Genomic DNA, 15,792 nt, shown 5'->3' with positions numbered 1-15,792 from the left:
GTTCATCCGATGAGCTGCCCGTCCGCGTAACCCAGCGCTCGACGGAACCGGACGCCGGTGGTGTCGTCCGGCGCGGGGCGTGGATCGTCGGGGCCGAGGTAGGCCCGCAGGCCCGTCCCGCCGAGGTCGAGCACGATCTCGGTGAAGTGCCCGCGGGGAACGACGCGCTCCACGCGCGCGGGAGCACCGTCGGGCGCCAACACGACGTCCTCGGGGCGCACCGCGATCTCCGTGCCACCCGCTGCGCAGGGGGTCAGGACGGCGACGACCGTGCCGCCGGCGAGGACCGCCTTCCCGTTCTCGATCGAGCCGGACAGACTGTTCATCGCGCCGACGAAGCCGCCGACGAACCGGGTGGCGGGCTGGTGGTAGAGCGTGTCGGGCGGCGCGACCTGCTCGATGCGACCGCCGTTCATCACGGCCACCCGGTCCCCGATCGACAGCGCCTCGTCCTGGTCGTGGGTGACGACGAGGGTGGTGATCCCGAGCCGCTGCTGGATGTCGCGGATGTCCTCACGCACGCGTACCCGCAGCTTCGCGTCGAGGTTGGACAGCGGCTCGTCGAGCAGCAGCACCGCGGGTTCCTGCACCAGCGCCCTCGCGAGCGCGACGCGCTGCTGCTCCCCACCGGAGATGTGGGCGGGCCGGCTGCGCAGGTGGTGGGTGAGCCCGACCAGCTCCAGCATCGCCTCCACCCGCGTCGCGATCTCGGCCCGGGGCAGCTTGCGCAGCTTGAGAGGGAAGGCCACGTTGTCGAACACGGTCATGTGCGGCCACAGCGCGTAGTTCTGGAACACCATCGCCGTGGGGCGGCGCTCCGGGGGGAGGTTCGTGACGTCCCGGCCGTCGATGACGACCTTCCCGACGTCGGGTATGAGGAAGCCGGCGACCATGCGCAGGGTGGTGGTCTTCCCGCACCCCGACGGTCCGAGCAGGCACACCAGCTCCCCGCTGTCGACGTCGAGGTCGAGGTCGTCGACGATGCGGCGCCCGCCCAGATCCTTGGAGACGCCAGAGAGGTGCAGACTCACCGGATCTGGAACCCCTCCGCGAGCTGGCCGCCCATGACGTGCTTGCGCACGAGGAGCAGCAGGGCGACGGACGGGATCGACAGCAGGATCGAGAACACCGCTGCGACCTGGCGCGGGTAGTTGAGCACCAATGAGTACATCTCCGTCGGCATCGTGTAGTAGACGGGGGCGCCGACCAGGTAGGTGCCCTGCGCCTCGTCGAACGAGGCGAGGAACGACATGGTCAGGGCCACGAGGATCCCGGGGAGCGCCATCGGCAACGTCACGGACGTGAACACCCGCAGCGGCCGCGCTCCCGCGTCCCGCGCGGCCTCCTCGAGGCTGCGCGGCACCGCCGCGAACGCCGCCGCCGGGATCCACGTCATGAACACCACCGTGCCGAGCAGGTGCACGATCACGATCCCGCTGAACGTCGCCATCAGGTCGAACGCGTAGAACAGGGCGGCGATGGACACGAACAGTCCGGTCTTCGGGAACGCGTTCGTGGCGAAGAGGCCGATCAGGAAGAACCGCCTGCCCGGGAAGTCGAACCGCGCGAACGCGTACGCGGCGGGCAGGCAGATCACGGCGGCGACCGCGATCGTGGTGAACGCGAACGCGAGCGAGAGCTGGATCGAGGAGAACAGCAACGGGTCGGCGAACACCTCGCCGAACCAGTGCAGCGTCCACCCGTCGGGGAGCAGGTGCGGATAGGTCCACCCGGTGGCGAACGCGCGCACGGCGAGCCACACCAGCGGCCCGATGATGAAGACGCCGAGCAGCACCATCGCGATGCCGCCCAGCACCCGCCCGGCCGTGGCCATCAGACCCGTCCCGCGGCGCGCGCCGCCCGGAGGTTCGCCCACACGTAGAGCGCACCGATGCCGGCCGCGATCACGAACACGATCACGGCGATCACCACGGCCTGCTGGGGCAGGTTGTAGGACTGGAAGTAGGCCGCCATGCCGACGCCGAGCATCGTCGGCGCGTTCGGCCCGGTGAAGTACGGCACCGTGAACGCGCCGAGCGTGGCGATGGCCGTGAACGTCGCCGCGATCACCGTGGGCACCACTGCCATCGGCAGGAGCACCGACCGGACGATCCGCGGCAGCGACGCGCCCGCGTCCGCCGCGGCCTCGATGAGCGCGTTCGGCACCGACTGCACGCCCGAGGTGACCATCAGGGTGGCGAACGGCAGCGAAGTCCAGATCATCGCGATCGTGATGCAGGTGACCGTGTAGCCCAGGGTCGGCGCCTCCCCGCCGAGCGTCGCGGCGACCGAGCGCACGAACCCGTCGCCCGCGTAGAACGTGAGGATGGCCCAGGACGCGATCACGACCGGGATGAACATCGGGACCACGGCGATCGCGGCGAGCACCTGGGCCGCCCAGGAGCCTGAGAACCGCAGGTAGAGCGCGATCACCCAGGCGAGCCCGACCACGACGACCGTCGTCACGAGCGTGACCGTCACGGTGGTCAGCAGGTCGCGCAGCACCCGCCCGTCCGCCAGCACGTCGGCGTAGGCGCCGAGGGTCTGCTGCCACCAGGCGTCCACGGTGTGCTGCTCGCGCGCGATCCGCGCGATCGTGGCGTTCAGCCCGCCGACGTGCCCGAGGCTGTACGCGATCGCCGTCGCGATCGGGAAGCCGACGAACACCGCGACGACGAGCACCGGCGGGGCCGCCATCAGCAGCCCGGCGATCGGTCTTCTGCGCATGTCGGGTGCCTAGTGGCCGGGGACGAGCTGGTCCCAGAGGTTGTTCAGGTCGTTCTTGTGGTCGGTGAAGTAGGTGGGGCGCAGCTGGTCCGGGTGGGCCTCGCCGAACGCCGTCTGCACCTCGGCAGAGAGCTCGTCGAGCGGGATCACCGGGAAGCCGGCGATCTTCTCCGCGATCGCCTGCTGCTGCGCGGGCTGGAGCAGGAAGTCGACCAGCTTCACGGCATTGTCGCGCCGTTCGGAGGCCTCGACGATGCCGATCGGCGTGGCGCCGCCGGTGAAGGGCGGGTCGCTGATCTGCAGCGCCTTGACGGTGGGCGGGATGCTGCCGTTGCGCTGGCCCGTCAAGAACTGGTCCGACCACACCGGGACCATCGACACCTGGCCGCTGGCGAGCAGGTCGAGCGTGCCGTTGTTGCCGTTCGGGTAGACGCCACCCTGGAACACGTACTGGTTGAGCTCGGCGAGCGTCCGCCAGCCCTCGTCCCAGCTGCTCTCGAGCTCCTTGTGGTAATCCGTCGTCATCTGCGCGCGCACGTCCGGTGGCACGAACTTGTCCAGCACCGTGGTGACGAACGCCTGGCCCGATCCGCCGGTCTTGGGCGAGTTGTAGGTGAACCGGCCCGGGTTCGCCTTGATCCACGCGAGCAGCTCGTCGAGGGTGCGCGGCGGGTCCTGCACCTTCGTCGAGTCGTAGGCGAGCAGCACCGACGACGCCCGGTAGGGCACCGCCCCGGGCCCGGCCGCCGCCAGGACCTCGGGGTCGACGGAGTCGAGGCCGGGGATGAGACCCGCCGGGTCGACCAGCAGGCCGGCCGGTCCGGCGTCCTCGGCGGCACCGCCCTCGACGATGTCGATGCCCGCGTCCTCACCCTGCTGGTCGGCGGCTGCGAGCTTCGCGATGGTCTGCGTCTTGTTGGCTCCGTGCAGGTCGAACTGCAGGTCGACGCCGACGCCCGGGTTCGCCGCGGTGAACGCCGGGATCAGGGTGTTCTCCCAGAGCTCCTGGATGTTGGTGTCGCCCGCGAGGTACACCCGGACGTTCTGCGGGTCCCCGGCCCCCTGGGCCGTGGCGCCCGGGCCGTTGCCTGCGCATGCGGTGAGGAGACCGGCCACGGCGAGGAAGGCTGCCGTGGGGAGGAAGCGGCGTCGCGTCATCGGGTTGCCTTCTGCGGTTGTCGGGGAGCCCCGGGATCATGACATGACATTCGGATCTTCGGTAGATCGTGTTCCTGGACTCCCCGTGAACCGCGCGTGGCGACCCGGTGCCGGTGGCGCGGTGGTCGCGTTGGGTTCACTGCCGAACTCCGTGGTCGCTCTGGCGGCCGTCCCCGGCGCGGGGGCACGGCGATTCTCGACGAGACCGTCGCTGCTGGGTGCCTACGCCACTGATGCGATGAAGGAGCGGGGCCTCCGCTCCTCGTCGTGGCTCCCGGAACACCAAGAAGAAAGATCAGGAGCGGGAAACCGGGGTTGATCCGGCCCCGCTCCTCCAGGGATGTCTTCCCGGCCGGGTTCCGCTGAACCCGCCGGCACCGCATGATCACCGGCCGCGCGCGTTTCCCGACACCTCGCGTCGGGAAGCGCGCCAATCTCGCCCTGCAGCCGACGGGACGTGCTCGTCCACGAGCCCGGGAGGCCGCGACGAGCATCTCGCGGTGTGCCCACCGGATCGGTCGTCTTCAGACCCGGCCCGTACGGCACCGCAGCGCGCGGAGCGCGGCCCGTCCACCCGAGGATCGGTGGTCATCACCCGAGGCAAGGGCGAGACCGAGAGGAGGCGCATCTCCGACAGACCGCCGCGAGTCGCGGTCGAGGATCGCGCCAGCCCACCCCAGCCGCGTTCCGCGGAACCCACTCTCGTGTGCTGATCTTGCGGTTGGCGAGCCGGGTCGGCGCGTCGCGGAGGCCACGCCGGGCCTCGTCCTGGCCCGCCGTGCAGTCAGCCCGGCCCCGGGGTGGCGTGGACGGCCGTCCCCGGCTGGGGGGCACGCCGGTTCGCGATGAGCCCGTCGCTGCCGGGTGCCTGCGCGACTGTCTTGTGGTCCCGAACCATCCCCAGCGATGTCCTTCATCGGGGCTGTCTTCTCGGCTGGGTTCCGCGGAACCCGGCTCGCGCAGCGATCTTGCGTGGGCGAGCCGGGCCGCCTCTCCATGGGCGACCTGCTTTCCCGCCCCGTTCCGAGGAAGCCACCAAAAAATCTTCACCGGAGCCGTCCTTGACGGCCCGGAATTGTCAGACCCTCCTGTCATCCTCACACCATGGTCGCAACCATCCTCCCCCTCCCCACCGGCCTCACAGTCGACGCCCTGGAAAACGAACTACTCACCCTCGCCGGGCAACTCGCCGCCGCCGAATGCCGCTTCCTGGTGCTTCTCGCCGAATTCGACGATCGCCGCGACTGGGCCATCGACGGCGTCCACTCGTGTGCCCACTGGCTGTCCTGGCGCGCCGGCATGAACATCCGCACCGCCAACGAACGGCTCCGCGTGGCCCACGCCCTGCAGCGGTTACCGAAGATCACCGAGGCGTTCGCGGCCGGCCGGTTGTCGTACTCGAAGGTCCGAGCGATCACCCGGGTCGTCGGCTCCGACTCGGCCACCCTGACCCGGATGGCGGCCGAGATCGCTGCGGGCACGTCGGACCTGAAGCACACCACGGTCGCCGATCCGGAGACCGCCGAGAAGATCCTGCTCACCCTCGCCCTGGGCGGCACCGCCGGACACCTCGAAACCGTCGTCCGCGCAGTGCGACGCAGGCACACCCCGGCCGGCGACACCGCGGCCCGCAGGTCGCTGACCTGGACCTGGGACGACGACGGCTCGCTGATCGTGCGGGCCCGGCTCACGCCGGACGCCGGGGCGGCGTTCATCAGCGCGATCGAGGCCCGGGTGCCGAAGCGGCGACCGGTCACCGCCCGCACCGAGCCGGTTCCGCCGGACCTGGACGAGCAGGCCCGGGAGCAGGAACCGGGCGCCTCGCTCGACCGGACCGAGGCCCGCCGCGCCGACGCGCTGCTGGAGTACGTCACCCGGCAGCCCGGGGACGGGCCGGTCGTGGAGCGGGGCACCGCCCGGGTGGTCGTGCACCTGGATGCCGACTCCGGCACCGCGCGGCTGGAGAACGGGCCCGAGATCCCGAGGACGACCGCGGAGCGGTTGGCGTGTGATGCCCGGGTGCAGGTTCTGCTGAACGACCGCACCGGCAACCGCATGTACCTGAGTCGAACACGGCGGCTGGCGACTCCGGCGCAGATCGCGGCGTTGACGGTCCGGGACGGCGACAGGTGTCAATTCCCGGGGTGTGTGCATACTCGGTTCTTGCTTGCGCATCACGTGTGGTGGTGGGTGCGGGGCGGTCCGACCGATATCGACAATCTCGTGCTGCTCTGCAGCCACCACCACAAAGTGATCCACGACCACGGCTATCACGTGAAACGACGAGCAGGGAGGTGGGAATTCGCCCGGCCCGACGGGTCACCGATCCCGGATGTCGCGCCGCAGCTGAGCGGGAATCTCGAGGATCTCGCCGAGCGGCACGCCCGGATCGATCACTGGACGCTGACACCGGACTGGTACGGCGACCGCCTCGACCCCGACCCGATCCTCGACGCCCTGCTCCCGAAGCGGGTTCGGGCGGTGGCGGCGTGAGGGGGGCGCTAGACGCAGACCGGGGGCACGTGGTCGCCCAGCCACCGGGCGATCGCGGTCACCCGGGCGTCGGCGCCCGGCTGGCCCAGCACCTGCACGCCCACGGGTAGGCCGTCCACGGTCATCAGGGGGACGGTCACCACCGGCGCGCCGAGCACGGAGCTCGGCGCGTTGAAGACGGGGTTGCCGGTCGGCCACGGGGCGCGGGGCCGGCCCGGGGTGTCCACGGACGACGCGGGTGCCGGGCCCGGGGACGCCGGCGAGATCAGGACCTCGGCGACGCCGGCGAGGCTCGCGTGGCGGGCGCGCAGGGTCCGCCGCCGGTCCAGCAGCTCGACGTAGCCGTCGACGCCCAGTTCCTCCGCGACGCGCAGGGTCTCCTGGCCGCGGGCGCTCACGCCGTCGGGGTGCTCGGCGATGAGGCCGCGCAGCCGCCAGTGGTTCTCCCACGCGGTGATGCGGATCGCCATGTCCACGGCGCCGGTCAGCGACCGCTCGAACCGCTCCAGCGGCGGCGTGCCACCCCGGCGCAGCACCGGGCAGCCGAGCTCCTCGAGGCGGCCGAGCACCTGGTCGAACGCTTCTCGGGTCTTGGGGTCGAGCTCGTCCCAGCCCTCCGTCTCCATCACGGCCACCGAGTGGGGGCGGCTCGGGGCGGGTGTCGTGTCCACCGGGCCGGCGAGGGGCGCGTGCCCGGGGTCGCCGCCCGCGGCGGCCATCGCCATGGCGGTGAGCCACATGTCCTCGGGGCCGGTGGCGTGCACGCCGTGCGTGCTCATGCTGGTGGCCTGCCGCTCGCCGCGGTTGATCGCGCCCTGGGAGGGTTTCAGCGCCCAGTTCCCGCAGTAGCTCGCCGGGCGGATGATCGAGCCCACCACCTGGGTGCCGACGGTGGCCGGCACCATCCCGGCGCCGACCGCCGCAGCGGAACCCGACGACGAACCGCCGGGGGTGCGGGAGGCGTCGAACGGGTTCGTGGTCGGTCCGGGCTCGGTGCCGCCCAGCTCGGCGGTCACCGTCTTGCCGAGGATCACCGCGCCCGCCCTGCGCAGGGCCCAGACAGCGGCGTTGTCGTGGCGCGGGAAGTTCCCGGCGTACGCGGCGCAGCCCATCTGCGTGGGCATGTCGGCGGTCTCGAGGAGGTCCTTGATACCGATCGGCATGCCGTCGACCGGGGAGAGCGGGGAGCCCGCCCGCCACCGTTCGGTGCTCGCGTCGGCCGCTGCCCGCGCGGCCTCCTCGTTGCGGACGACCCACGCCCGGACCTGCGGTTCCCGCTGCGCGATGACGTCGAGGCAGCGTTCCAGGTAGGCGCGCGGGGTGTCGGTGCCGTCGCGGAAGTTCGTGCTCATCTGTCGAGGTCCCATCAGCGCAGCTCGTTGCGGTAGGTCTCGGGCATCCCGATGATCGTGATCAGCGAGACGAGCGCCGCCGCGGCGGGTAGCACGGCCACCAGCAGCGGGGACGAGCTCGCGCCGATGATGCCGGTGGCGATGAAGCCGGCGGTGCCACCGAACGCCATGATCGCGAAGTTGAAGCCGATGCCGAGTGCGGAGTAGCGGACGTTGGTCGGGAACAGCTCCGCGAGCGCGGTCGGGATCGGCCCGCACAGCAGGCCGAGCATCACCCCGATGCAGGCCTGGGCGAGGTGGACGGCCAGCGGGTCGCCGGTGGACAGCAGCGCCAGCACCGGCCAGCTCAGCACCGTGGTGGCCGCGGCGCCCGCCAGCAGCGTCGGCTTGCGGCCGATCCGGTCGGACAGCGCGCCTGCGGCGTAGACCGTCACCAGCATGACGGCGAGGCCGACGAGGGTCGAGGCGAAGACGAGCGGCTGCGGCAGCGTGAACTGCTGCTGCAGGAACGTGGGCAGGTAGCTGAGGAAGAAGTAGTAGCCGACGCCGCTGCCGACGTTGAGGCAGAAGCCCAGCAGCATCGGCTTCTTCTGGGTGCGGAACGTGAGCCGCAGCGGGTGCCTGCTCGTGGCGCCGCTCTGGGCCTCCTCCTCGTACTTGGGGGTGTCGCGCAGGCCCAGGCGGAGCACGAGGGCGATCAGCATCGTGACGATGCCGAGCAGGAACGGGATGCGCCAGCCGATGGTCAGCATCGACTCGGCGGGCCACAGCAGCGCGTTCACCGACACCACGAGCGCGGCGAGCAGGAACCCGGACACGGTGCTGACCTGGTTGAAGCTGCCGTAGCGGCCGCGGGCGTGGGCTGGTGCGTACTCCACGAGCATCGTGGTGGAGCCTGCCCACTCCCCGGCCACCGCGAACCCCTGCAGCAGCCGCAGGACGGTGAGCAGCAGCGGGGCCGCGGCGCCCAGCGTCGCGTAGCCGGGCAGGAGTCCGATGAGGACGGTGGCGGCGCCCATGAGGACGACGCTCGCGATCAGGGCGGGTCGGCGGCCGTACCGGTCGCCGATGTGGCCGAAGAAGATCGTGCCGACCGGGCGGGCGAGGAAGCCGACGGCGAACACGCCGAAGGTGGCCAGCGTGGTGGTCAGCGTGCCGCCGCCCGCGAAGAAGACGCTGCCGATGTAGACGGCGGAGTAGGCGTAGATGAGGTTGTCGTACTGCTCCATCAGGTTGCCGACGCTGCCGGCGAAGACTGCGCGGAACCGTTGCCGGGCCGACTCGTACGACGCCGAGTCGAGTGACTGCGTGGTCATGAGGGGGTTCCTCCGTCGTGGCGCGATTGGACCGGCAGGCTCTTCAGGCCGGCGAGCGACCCGCCGTCGACCCGGAGCACGGTGCCGGTGCAGAACTCGGCGTCGGGGCCGGCGAGCCAGAACACCGCGCGGGCGATGTCCTCGGGCGTGCCGTGCCGGCCCATCGGCGTGAGCGGGAAGCTGTCGGCGTACTCGCGGCTGACCGGGTTCACCGGGCTGTCGACGTCGACGAATCCCGGGCTGACCGCGTTGACGCGGATGCTGGGGCCCAGTTCGAGGGCGGCGGAGCGGGTCAGGCTCTCCACCGCCGCCTTCGACGCGCAGTAGTGCGCGGCGCCCGCGCGGGCCCGCAGCGCGTTGCCGGAGCTGATGTTGACGATCGAGGCGGTGCGCCCGGCCGCCAGCACGCGCTTCGCCAGTGCGGACGTCAGGATCACGGGTGCCCGCAGGTTGACCGCCATGACCCGGTCCCAGATGCAGGGGTCCATCCCGGCCACCGGGTTCACGGGCGCGATCGCGGCGCAGTTCACGAGGACGTCCACCGGCCCGGGGTCGACCCAGGCCTCCTCGAACGTGGTCTCGACCCGGGCGGCGTCGGAGAGGTCGGCGATCCGGCCGCGAACCCGGTCCGGCGGGCCGAGTGCGGCCACGGTGGCGGCCAGTTCGTCGGCGCGGAAGTCGATCCCGGTGATGCGGTACCCGGCGCGGAGGAACGCCTGGGCGATCGCCGTGCCGATCCGCCCGATGACGCCGGTGATCAGGACATGGCCCTGCGTGGTCATCTCACCAGCTCCAGTCGCGTCGTGCCGGCGGTTCCCAGCAGCCGGTCCGCTCGAGGTGGGCGAACACGTTCCCGATGCGGGCGATCTCGTCCACCGACCAGGTCAGCGGCAGGATCTGGAAGCCGCGCAGCCCGGTCTGCCGGTGGACGTCGAGGATCTGCTCCGCGACGTCCTGCGGCGTGCCGCACAGGACGCGGGAGCCGCCCGCGAGCCCGAAGGTCTTGCGGATCTCCTCGTCGCCGTGGGTGGAGCGGTAGGTGTGGCTGCGGGCGAGGAAGGACTGCGCCCACCCGGTGGCTGCGGCGGGGTCGAGGTCCCGCTCGAGCTCGGCCAGGCGGTCGGCCGCCCGCGCGGGGTCGTCGTCGACGAGCACGCCGACGGAGCCGACGAGCGTGACGGCGTGCGGGTCACGGCCCCGGTCGGCGGCCAGGCCCGCGATCCGCTCGACCGGTGTGCGGACCTTGGCGAGGTCGTCGACCACGGTGAAGAAGCCGTAGTCGCACTCTGCCGCGATCAGTTCCAGACCGGCGTCGGAGACACCGGCGTTGAACAGCGGCGGGGCGGGCTGCTGCACGATGTGCGGGCCCATCATCCGGCCGCGCAGGGAGTGGAACTCGCCGGAGAGGTCGACCCGGTCGCCGCGGGCGGCCCAGAGCGCCTTCACCAGGCCGACCACCTCGGTGGTGTAGCGGTAGCGGTCCTCGTGGGGCAGCGGCGGGACGCCCATGAGCTCGTCGTCCACGGTGCCGGGCACGACGTTCCAGGCCCAGCGGCCGCCGCTGATGGTGTCCAGGTTCGCCCCGATGCGTGCGATGACCGCGGGGGAGAGGTAGCGCGTGTGCATGGTGGTGGCGACGCCGATCCGGGACGTCGCCGCCATGAGGATCGGCGCCCACGAGTTCGCCGCGAGGAACGGGTCGCCGTGCCCGATCCGCGAGCTCGCGTCGCTGATCACCTGGTAGCGGTCGGCGAGGAAGAGGAAGTCGAACCCGGCGTCCTCGGCGGCGCGGGCCAGCCGGGCCTGGACCTGCGGGTCCAGCACGTCGGGGTTGCGCTCGGCCTGGCCGTCGACGAGTGCGTAGGGGGTGGGGGAGTTGAACCACATCAGCCCGAACCGCATCGTCGGGTCCGGGCGGCGTCTCTTCACCCAGGGTGGAGGCACTTCGGGGAACTCCTTCGGCTCGGGCCCCGCGGCAGCACGTGGACGCACCTCGGCCGAGGTGCGTGGCAGGGGGCAGCGAGGCACGCGGCTGCGCGCGCCGGGATGGGGGAGGGGTGGGACGGTCGCCGGCGTGGCGGTTCGGCGTAGTGGAGCGAATGATGGCGACGCAGAATCTCACTGTCAAGGCTGAGAATGACGGATAGCAGCAAACTGCTCCGCTCTGGGTTCAGCTCCCGTCCTGCTGCAGCGCGAGCACCGCCAGGTGCAACGACAGCCGCACGCGGGGCTGGTCGAGCGCGCAGCCGAGCAGCTCCTGCAGGCGTGCGACCCGGGCGTAGGCGGCGGGCCTGCTCAGGTTCACCGCTGCGGCGAACGTGCTGATCCGGCCGCCTGCGTCGAGGAAGGCGGCCAGCGTGGCGAGCATCGTGCCGCGCGCCGGTTCGTCGAGGCGCAGCAGCGGCCCGAGTTGGGTGTCCACGTAGGACGCCAGCCGCTCGTCTGCGCGCAGCTGCCAGAGCAGGCCCGCCGCCCCGAGGTCGCTGCTGCGCCGGATCCGCGCCGGTGGCGGCTCCGCGGCCGACGCGGCGACGTCGACGACGAACGCGGCCTCGGTGAGCGCCGCGGCCAGGTCGGTGAACGCCGTGACCGGTCCCGCCGCGCCGACCGCATCTGCGAAACCCGCGGGCAGCAGCTCGACGACCCGCTCCAGCAGGCCGTCGGCCTGATCGCGTGACCGGCAGGACACGACGAGGGCGATCCGGCCCGCACCGGACCGGCCGACGATCGCGGGTGCTTGCGCGGTGCGGGCCGCGGCGGCCACGACCTCCACCGGGCCTCGGTCGTGCGGATCGGCGCCCGCCACTCCACCCGCCGCCACCACGGCCACGGCCAGTGCGCCGCCCGCCGGCAGCCCGAGGGCGCGGGCCCGCGCCCGCAGGGCCGGCTCGTCGAGGGTGGTGCTGTGCAGCAGGTCCTGCAGCAGCTCGCCCTGTGCCTCCAGTTCGAGGCCGAGCGAGTCGTCGCCAAGCAGGCGGCCGATGGTCAGTGCGTCGGCGGCGTTGCGCAGCACGATGGCCGTCCGCTCCGCGGCGTCGTCGGCCACCGCCCGCTGCGGCACCACGAGCCGCCCCCACCGGCGGCTGCGCGGCCCCACCGGGCACGTCGCCCACCCCTCCGGCCCCGCGGCCGCGGGCTCGGGGGTGGCCGGGGCCTGCCGGGACCGCGCGGTCCAGTCCTTCAGCAGCACCGCCGCGGGGACGTCACCGGCGAAGGCGAGCGCCCGGTGCCCGAGGTCCTCCAGGACGACCGGCTGCCCGGTGAGCGTCGCCGCCTCGGCCAGCACCCGGCCGACCTCGCCGCTCTCGACGGCCAGCGCGCGGAACGTGTCGTGGACCCGCTGCGTGAACTGCATGCGGGCGTACTGGCTGTTCAGGATCTGCGCGTGGACGACCTCGGTGATCTCGACGAAGCGCACGGTGCGGCCGAGCTCGACCAGCGGGAAGCCGGCGGCCCGGGCGGCCTGCACGAGCGGGCCCGGCAGGGCGTCGAGGTGCTGGCCCAGCTCGATGACGAGGCCGACGGCTCCGGCGGCCCGCAGCGCCGCGACGTAAGCGGCCGGGTCGGTGGTCGGGTCGGCCACCGCGACGCCGATGGACAGCACCAGCTCGCCGCCGGACAGCGTGCCGGCCGGGTCGCGCTGCTCGCTCACGTGGACCCACCGCACGGGGACGTCCAGGCCGCCCGACCCGGCGCGCACCCGGGGCGCCGCGGCCCGCAGCACCGGCAGGTCGAGCACATCGGCCAGCGTCGGGTACACCGGGCCGCCCTTTCCGGAGTGTCAACGATTCCGGGCGCGAGCATATGTTCTGTCAACTCCGCCGCGGGGCCGTCGCCGGCACACTCGGGCCATGTCGACAGCGACCGGCGTGATCGCGGCACAGGTTCCCGTCCTGCACCACTGGGTCGGCGGTGCCGCCCACGAGGGCTCGAGCAGCCGGTTCTCCGAGGTGACCGACCCCGCGACGGGCGAGGTGACGGCCCGGCTGGCGCTCGCGTCCCCGGCGGACGTCGACGCGGCGGTCGCCGCCGCGCGGGCCGCGTTCCCGGCGTGGCGCGACACGTCACTTGCCCGGCGCACCCAGGTGCTGTTCCGGTTCCGCGAGCTGCTCAACGCCCGCGCCGACGAGCTCGCCGCGCTGATCACCGCCGAGCACGGCAAGGTCCTCGACGACGCACGCGGGGAGGTGGCCCGCGGCCAGGAGGTCGTGGAGTTCGCCTGCGGCATCCCGCACCTGCTCAAGGGGGACTTCACCGAGAACGCCTCCACCCGCGTGGACGTCTCCTCGATCCGCCAGCCGCTCGGCCCGGTCGCGATCATCGGCCCGTTCAACTTCCCGGCCATGGTGCCGATGTGGTTCTTCCCGATCGCCGTCGCCGCCGGCAACACCGTGGTGCTGAAGCCGAGCGAGAAGGTGCCTTCGGCCGCGCTGTGGCTGGCCCGGCTGTGGGTCGAGGCGGGCCTGCCCGAGGGCGTGTTCAACGTGGTCAACGGGGACGCGGCGGCCGTCGACCGGCTGCTGACCCATCCCCACGTCAAGGCGGTGTCGTTCGTCGGCTCCACCCCGATCGCGCGCCACGTCTACGAGACCGGCACCGCGCACGGCAAGCGGGTGCAGGCGCTGGGCGGGGCGAAGAACCACATGGTGGTGCTGCCCGACGCCGACCTGGACCTGGCCGCCGACCAGGCCGTGAACGCCGGGTTCGGGTCGGCGGGGGAGCGCTGCATGGCGATCTCCGCGGTGGTCGCCGTGGGGGACGTCGCCGACGACCTCGTCGACCGGATCGCCACCCGGGCGCGCGCCCTGCGCACCGGCGACGGCAGGCGCGGCTGCGACATGGGGCCGCTGGTCACGGCGGCGGCGCGCGACCGGGTCGCCGGCTACGTCGACGCGGGGGAGGCCGCAGGCGCCACGCTCGTGGTGGACGGGCGCGGGGTGAGCCCCGACGCCGACGGCACGGGCTTCTTCGTCGGCCCCACCCTGTTCGACCACGTCACCACCGACATGTCGATCTACACCGACGAGATCTTCGGCCCGGTGCTGTCGGTCGTCCGCGTCGCGACGTACGACGAGGCCATCGACCTGATCAACGCCAATCCGTACGGCAACGGCACCGCGATCTTCACCAACGACGGCGGCGCGGCCCGCCGGTTCCAGAACGAGGTCGAGGTGGGCATGGTCGGCATCAACGTGCCGGTGCCCGTGCCGATGGCCTACTTCTCCTTCGGCGGCTGGAAGAACTCGCTGTTCGGCGACACCCACGCCCACGGCACCGAGGGCGTCCACTTCTTCACCCGCGCCAAGGTCGTGACGTCCCGCTGGCTGGATCCGAGCCTGCGCGGGATCGACCTCGGCTTCCCCCGCAACGTCTGAAGGAGCACCCGATGACCGCGGCCACCGCTGCCGACCACCTCTGGATGCACTTCGCCCGCCAGGGCCGCCACCCCGCGACGCCCGTGCCGGTCGTCGTGCGCGGGGAGGGCGCCCACATCTGGGACGACCGCGGCCGCAAGATCCTCGACGGCCTGTCGGGGCTGTTCGTCGTGCAGGTCGGCCACGGCCGCCGCGAGCTCGCCGAGGTCGCGGCGAAGCAGGCCGAGCAGCTCGCCTACTTCCCCGTCTGGGGCTACACGACCCCCGCCCAGGCCGAGCTCGCGGCCCGCCTGGCCGACCTCGCCCCGGGCGAGCTGAACCGGGTCTTCTTCACCACTGGCGGCGGTGAGGCCGTCGAGACGGCCTGGAAGGTCGCCAAGCAGTACTTCAAGCTCACCGGCAAGCCGCAGAAGCACAAGGTGATCAGCCGCGCCGTCGCCTACCACGGCACCCCGCACGGTGCGCTCGCGATCACCGGGCTGCCCGCCATGAAGAAGGACTTCGAGCCGGTGGCCCCCGGCGGGTTCCGGGTGCCGAACACCAACCTCTACCGCCACCCGGAGTTCGCCGACGACCCGAAGGCCTTCGGGCAGTGGGCCGCCGACCGGATCGAGGAGGCGATCCTGTTCGAGGGGCCCGACACCGTCGCGGCGGTGTTCCTGGAGCCGGTGCAGAACTCCGGCGGCTGCCTCACCCCGCCGCCCGGCTACTTCGACCGGGTCCGTGAGATCTGCGACCGCCACGACGTGCTGCTCGTCTCCGACGAGGTCATCTGCGCGTTCGGGCGCCACGGCACCACGTTCGCCTGCGAGAAGTTCGGCTACGTCCCCGACCTCATCACGTGCGCGAAGGGCATGAGCTCCGGCTACGGCCCGATCGGCGCGATGATCGCCTCGGAGCGCGTGATCGAGCCGTTCCTGCGCCCCGGCGTGACGTTCCCGCACGGGTACACGTTCGGCGGCCACCCGGTGGCGGCCGCCGTCTCGCTGGCCAACCTCGACCTGATGGAGCGCGAGAAGCTCAACCAGCGGGTGCTCGACCACGAGGCGGACTTCGGCGCGACGCTGTCGAAGCTGCTGGACCTGCCGATCGTCGGCGACGTGCGCGGCGACGGCTACTTCTGGGCCGTGGAGCTGGTGAAGGACAAGGCCACCCGGGAGACCTTCGACGCCGCCGAGCGCGAACGGCTCGTGCGCGGCTTCCTGCCCGGCGCGCTGTTCGACAACGGCCTCTACTGCCGGCCCGACGATCGCGGCGACGTCGTCGTCCAGGTCGCCCCGCCGCTCACCTGCGGCCAGGCCGAGTTCGACGAGATCGAGCAGATCCTGCGCCACACGCTGGTGGAGGCCCAGGAGCTCGTCTGAGCAGCGG

At 72.3% G+C, this 15,792-nt stretch carries 12 protein-coding genes; 3 read left to right on the top strand and 9 right to left on the bottom strand.

All coding sequences use genetic code 11. The features are described from left to right. Nucleotides 1–2: 2 nt before the first annotated feature. From ACFPL3_RS26060 to ACFPL3_RS26045, 4 genes are read right to left on the bottom strand one after another with little or no spacing between them, the layout of a single operon-like run. Complete coding sequence (locus ACFPL3_RS26060; RefSeq protein ID WP_343941476.1) at nucleotides 3–1,031, bottom strand: ABC transporter ATP-binding protein; 1,029 nt, start codon at nucleotides 1,029–1,031, stop codon at nucleotides 3–5. Continuing rightward, complete coding sequence (locus ACFPL3_RS26055) at nucleotides 1,028–1,834, bottom strand: ABC transporter permease (RefSeq protein WP_343941475.1); 807 nt, start codon at nucleotides 1,832–1,834, stop codon at nucleotides 1,028–1,030. Before ACFPL3_RS26055 ends, ACFPL3_RS26060 begins: the two co-directional genes overlap by 4 nt. After that, nucleotides 1,834–2,727, bottom strand: a complete 894-nt coding sequence (locus ACFPL3_RS26050) for an ABC transporter permease (protein ID WP_343941474.1) — start codon at nucleotides 2,725–2,727, stop codon at nucleotides 1,834–1,836. Before ACFPL3_RS26050 ends, ACFPL3_RS26055 begins: the two co-directional genes overlap by 1 nt. Before the next feature lie 9 nt (nucleotides 2,728–2,736). Next, the gene (locus ACFPL3_RS26045) at nucleotides 2,737–3,885 is read right to left on the bottom strand and encodes an extracellular solute-binding protein (RefSeq protein WP_343941473.1); all 1,149 of its coding nucleotides are present in this window, start codon (nucleotides 3,883–3,885) and stop codon (nucleotides 2,737–2,739) included. A 1,104-nt stretch (nucleotides 3,886–4,989) separates the two neighbouring features. Between ACFPL3_RS26045 and ACFPL3_RS26040 the strand changes: the two genes are divergently transcribed. Further along, nucleotides 4,990–6,378: an HNH endonuclease gene (locus tag ACFPL3_RS26040; RefSeq protein ID WP_343941472.1), complete on the top strand. Its 1,389-nt coding sequence runs from the start codon at nucleotides 4,990–4,992 to the stop codon at nucleotides 6,376–6,378. A gap of 8 nt (nucleotides 6,379–6,386) precedes the next feature. On the opposite strand, the gene ACFPL3_RS26035 is transcribed toward ACFPL3_RS26040, so the two are convergent. The 5 genes from ACFPL3_RS26035 to ACFPL3_RS26015 all read right to left on the bottom strand — a co-directional run bounded on the left by ACFPL3_RS26035 (nucleotide 6,387) and on the right by ACFPL3_RS26015 (nucleotide 12,806). Next, nucleotides 6,387–7,730 carry an amidase gene (locus tag ACFPL3_RS26035; RefSeq protein WP_343941471.1) on the bottom strand — a complete coding sequence of 448 codons (1,344 nt, stop codon included), beginning with the start codon at nucleotides 7,728–7,730 and terminating at the stop codon, nucleotides 6,387–6,389. A gap of 14 nt (nucleotides 7,731–7,744) precedes the next feature. After that, nucleotides 7,745–9,046: an MFS transporter gene (locus ACFPL3_RS26030; protein WP_343941470.1), complete on the bottom strand. Its 1,302-nt coding sequence runs from the start codon at nucleotides 9,044–9,046 to the stop codon at nucleotides 7,745–7,747. After that, entirely contained in the window at nucleotides 9,043–9,828 is a 786-nt protein-coding gene (locus ACFPL3_RS26025) for an SDR family NAD(P)-dependent oxidoreductase (RefSeq protein WP_343941469.1), read from the bottom strand. Before ACFPL3_RS26025 ends, ACFPL3_RS26030 begins: the two co-directional genes overlap by 4 nt. 1 nt (nucleotide 9,829) lies before the next feature. Further along, nucleotides 9,830–10,990, bottom strand: a complete 1,161-nt coding sequence (locus ACFPL3_RS26020) for an LLM class flavin-dependent oxidoreductase (protein WP_343941468.1) — start codon at nucleotides 10,988–10,990, stop codon at nucleotides 9,830–9,832. Between the two features lie 226 nt (nucleotides 10,991–11,216). Next, nucleotides 11,217–12,806, bottom strand: coding sequence for a PucR family transcriptional regulator (locus ACFPL3_RS26015; RefSeq protein ID WP_343941467.1), 1,590 nt, complete (start codon nucleotides 12,804–12,806; stop codon nucleotides 11,217–11,219). A 91-nt stretch (nucleotides 12,807–12,897) separates the two neighbouring features. Here ACFPL3_RS26015 and ACFPL3_RS26010 point away from each other — a divergent pair, with 91 nt between their 5' ends. Both ACFPL3_RS26010 and ACFPL3_RS26005 read left to right on the top strand, forming a co-directional pair. Beyond that, the gene (locus ACFPL3_RS26010) at nucleotides 12,898–14,421 is read left to right on the top strand and encodes a CoA-acylating methylmalonate-semialdehyde dehydrogenase (RefSeq protein WP_343941466.1); all 1,524 of its coding nucleotides are present in this window, start codon (nucleotides 12,898–12,900) and stop codon (nucleotides 14,419–14,421) included. 11 nt (nucleotides 14,422–14,432) lie between these two features. Further along, the gene (locus ACFPL3_RS26005) at nucleotides 14,433–15,785 is read left to right on the top strand and encodes an aspartate aminotransferase family protein (RefSeq protein WP_343941465.1); all 1,353 of its coding nucleotides are present in this window, start codon (nucleotides 14,433–14,435) and stop codon (nucleotides 15,783–15,785) included. The last annotated feature ends 7 nt before the right edge of the window (nucleotides 15,786–15,792 follow it).

It is taken from the genome of Pseudonocardia zijingensis (assembly GCF_042657305.1).
In the GTDB taxonomy this organism is placed as follows: domain Bacteria; phylum Actinomycetota; class Actinomycetes; order Mycobacteriales; family Pseudonocardiaceae; genus Pseudonocardia; species Pseudonocardia zijingensis.
The sequence above is the reverse complement of the archived record's forward strand: the minus strand, read 5'-3'. Positions and strand labels throughout refer to the sequence as shown.

Excerpts from the sequence above, each read along its gene's own strand:
- ACFPL3_RS26055 (WP_343941475.1), bottom strand. The coding sequence starts at position 1,834 with ATGGCCACGGCCGGGCGGGTGCTGGGCGGCATCGCGATGGTGCTGCTC.
- ACFPL3_RS26050 (WP_343941474.1), bottom strand. The coding sequence starts at position 2,727 with ATGCGCAGAAGACCGATCGCCGGGCTGCTGATGGCGGCCCCGCCGGTG.
- ACFPL3_RS26045 (WP_343941473.1), bottom strand. The coding sequence starts at position 3,885 with ATGACGCGACGCCGCTTCCTCCCCACGGCAGCCTTCCTCGCCGTGGCC.
- ACFPL3_RS26040 (WP_343941472.1), top strand. The coding sequence starts at position 4,990 with ATGGTCGCAACCATCCTCCCCCTCCCCACCGGCCTCACAGTCGACGCC.
- ACFPL3_RS26035 (WP_343941471.1), bottom strand. The coding sequence starts at position 7,730 with ATGAGCACGAACTTCCGCGACGGCACCGACACCCCGCGCGCCTACCTG.
- ACFPL3_RS26030 (WP_343941470.1), bottom strand. The coding sequence starts at position 9,046 with ATGACCACGCAGTCACTCGACTCGGCGTCGTACGAGTCGGCCCGGCAA.
- ACFPL3_RS26025 (WP_343941469.1), bottom strand. The coding sequence starts at position 9,828 with ATGACCACGCAGGGCCATGTCCTGATCACCGGCGTCATCGGGCGGATC.
- ACFPL3_RS26010 (WP_343941466.1), top strand. The coding sequence starts at position 12,898 with ATGTCGACAGCGACCGGCGTGATCGCGGCACAGGTTCCCGTCCTGCAC.
- ACFPL3_RS26005 (WP_343941465.1), top strand. The coding sequence starts at position 14,433 with ATGACCGCGGCCACCGCTGCCGACCACCTCTGGATGCACTTCGCCCGC.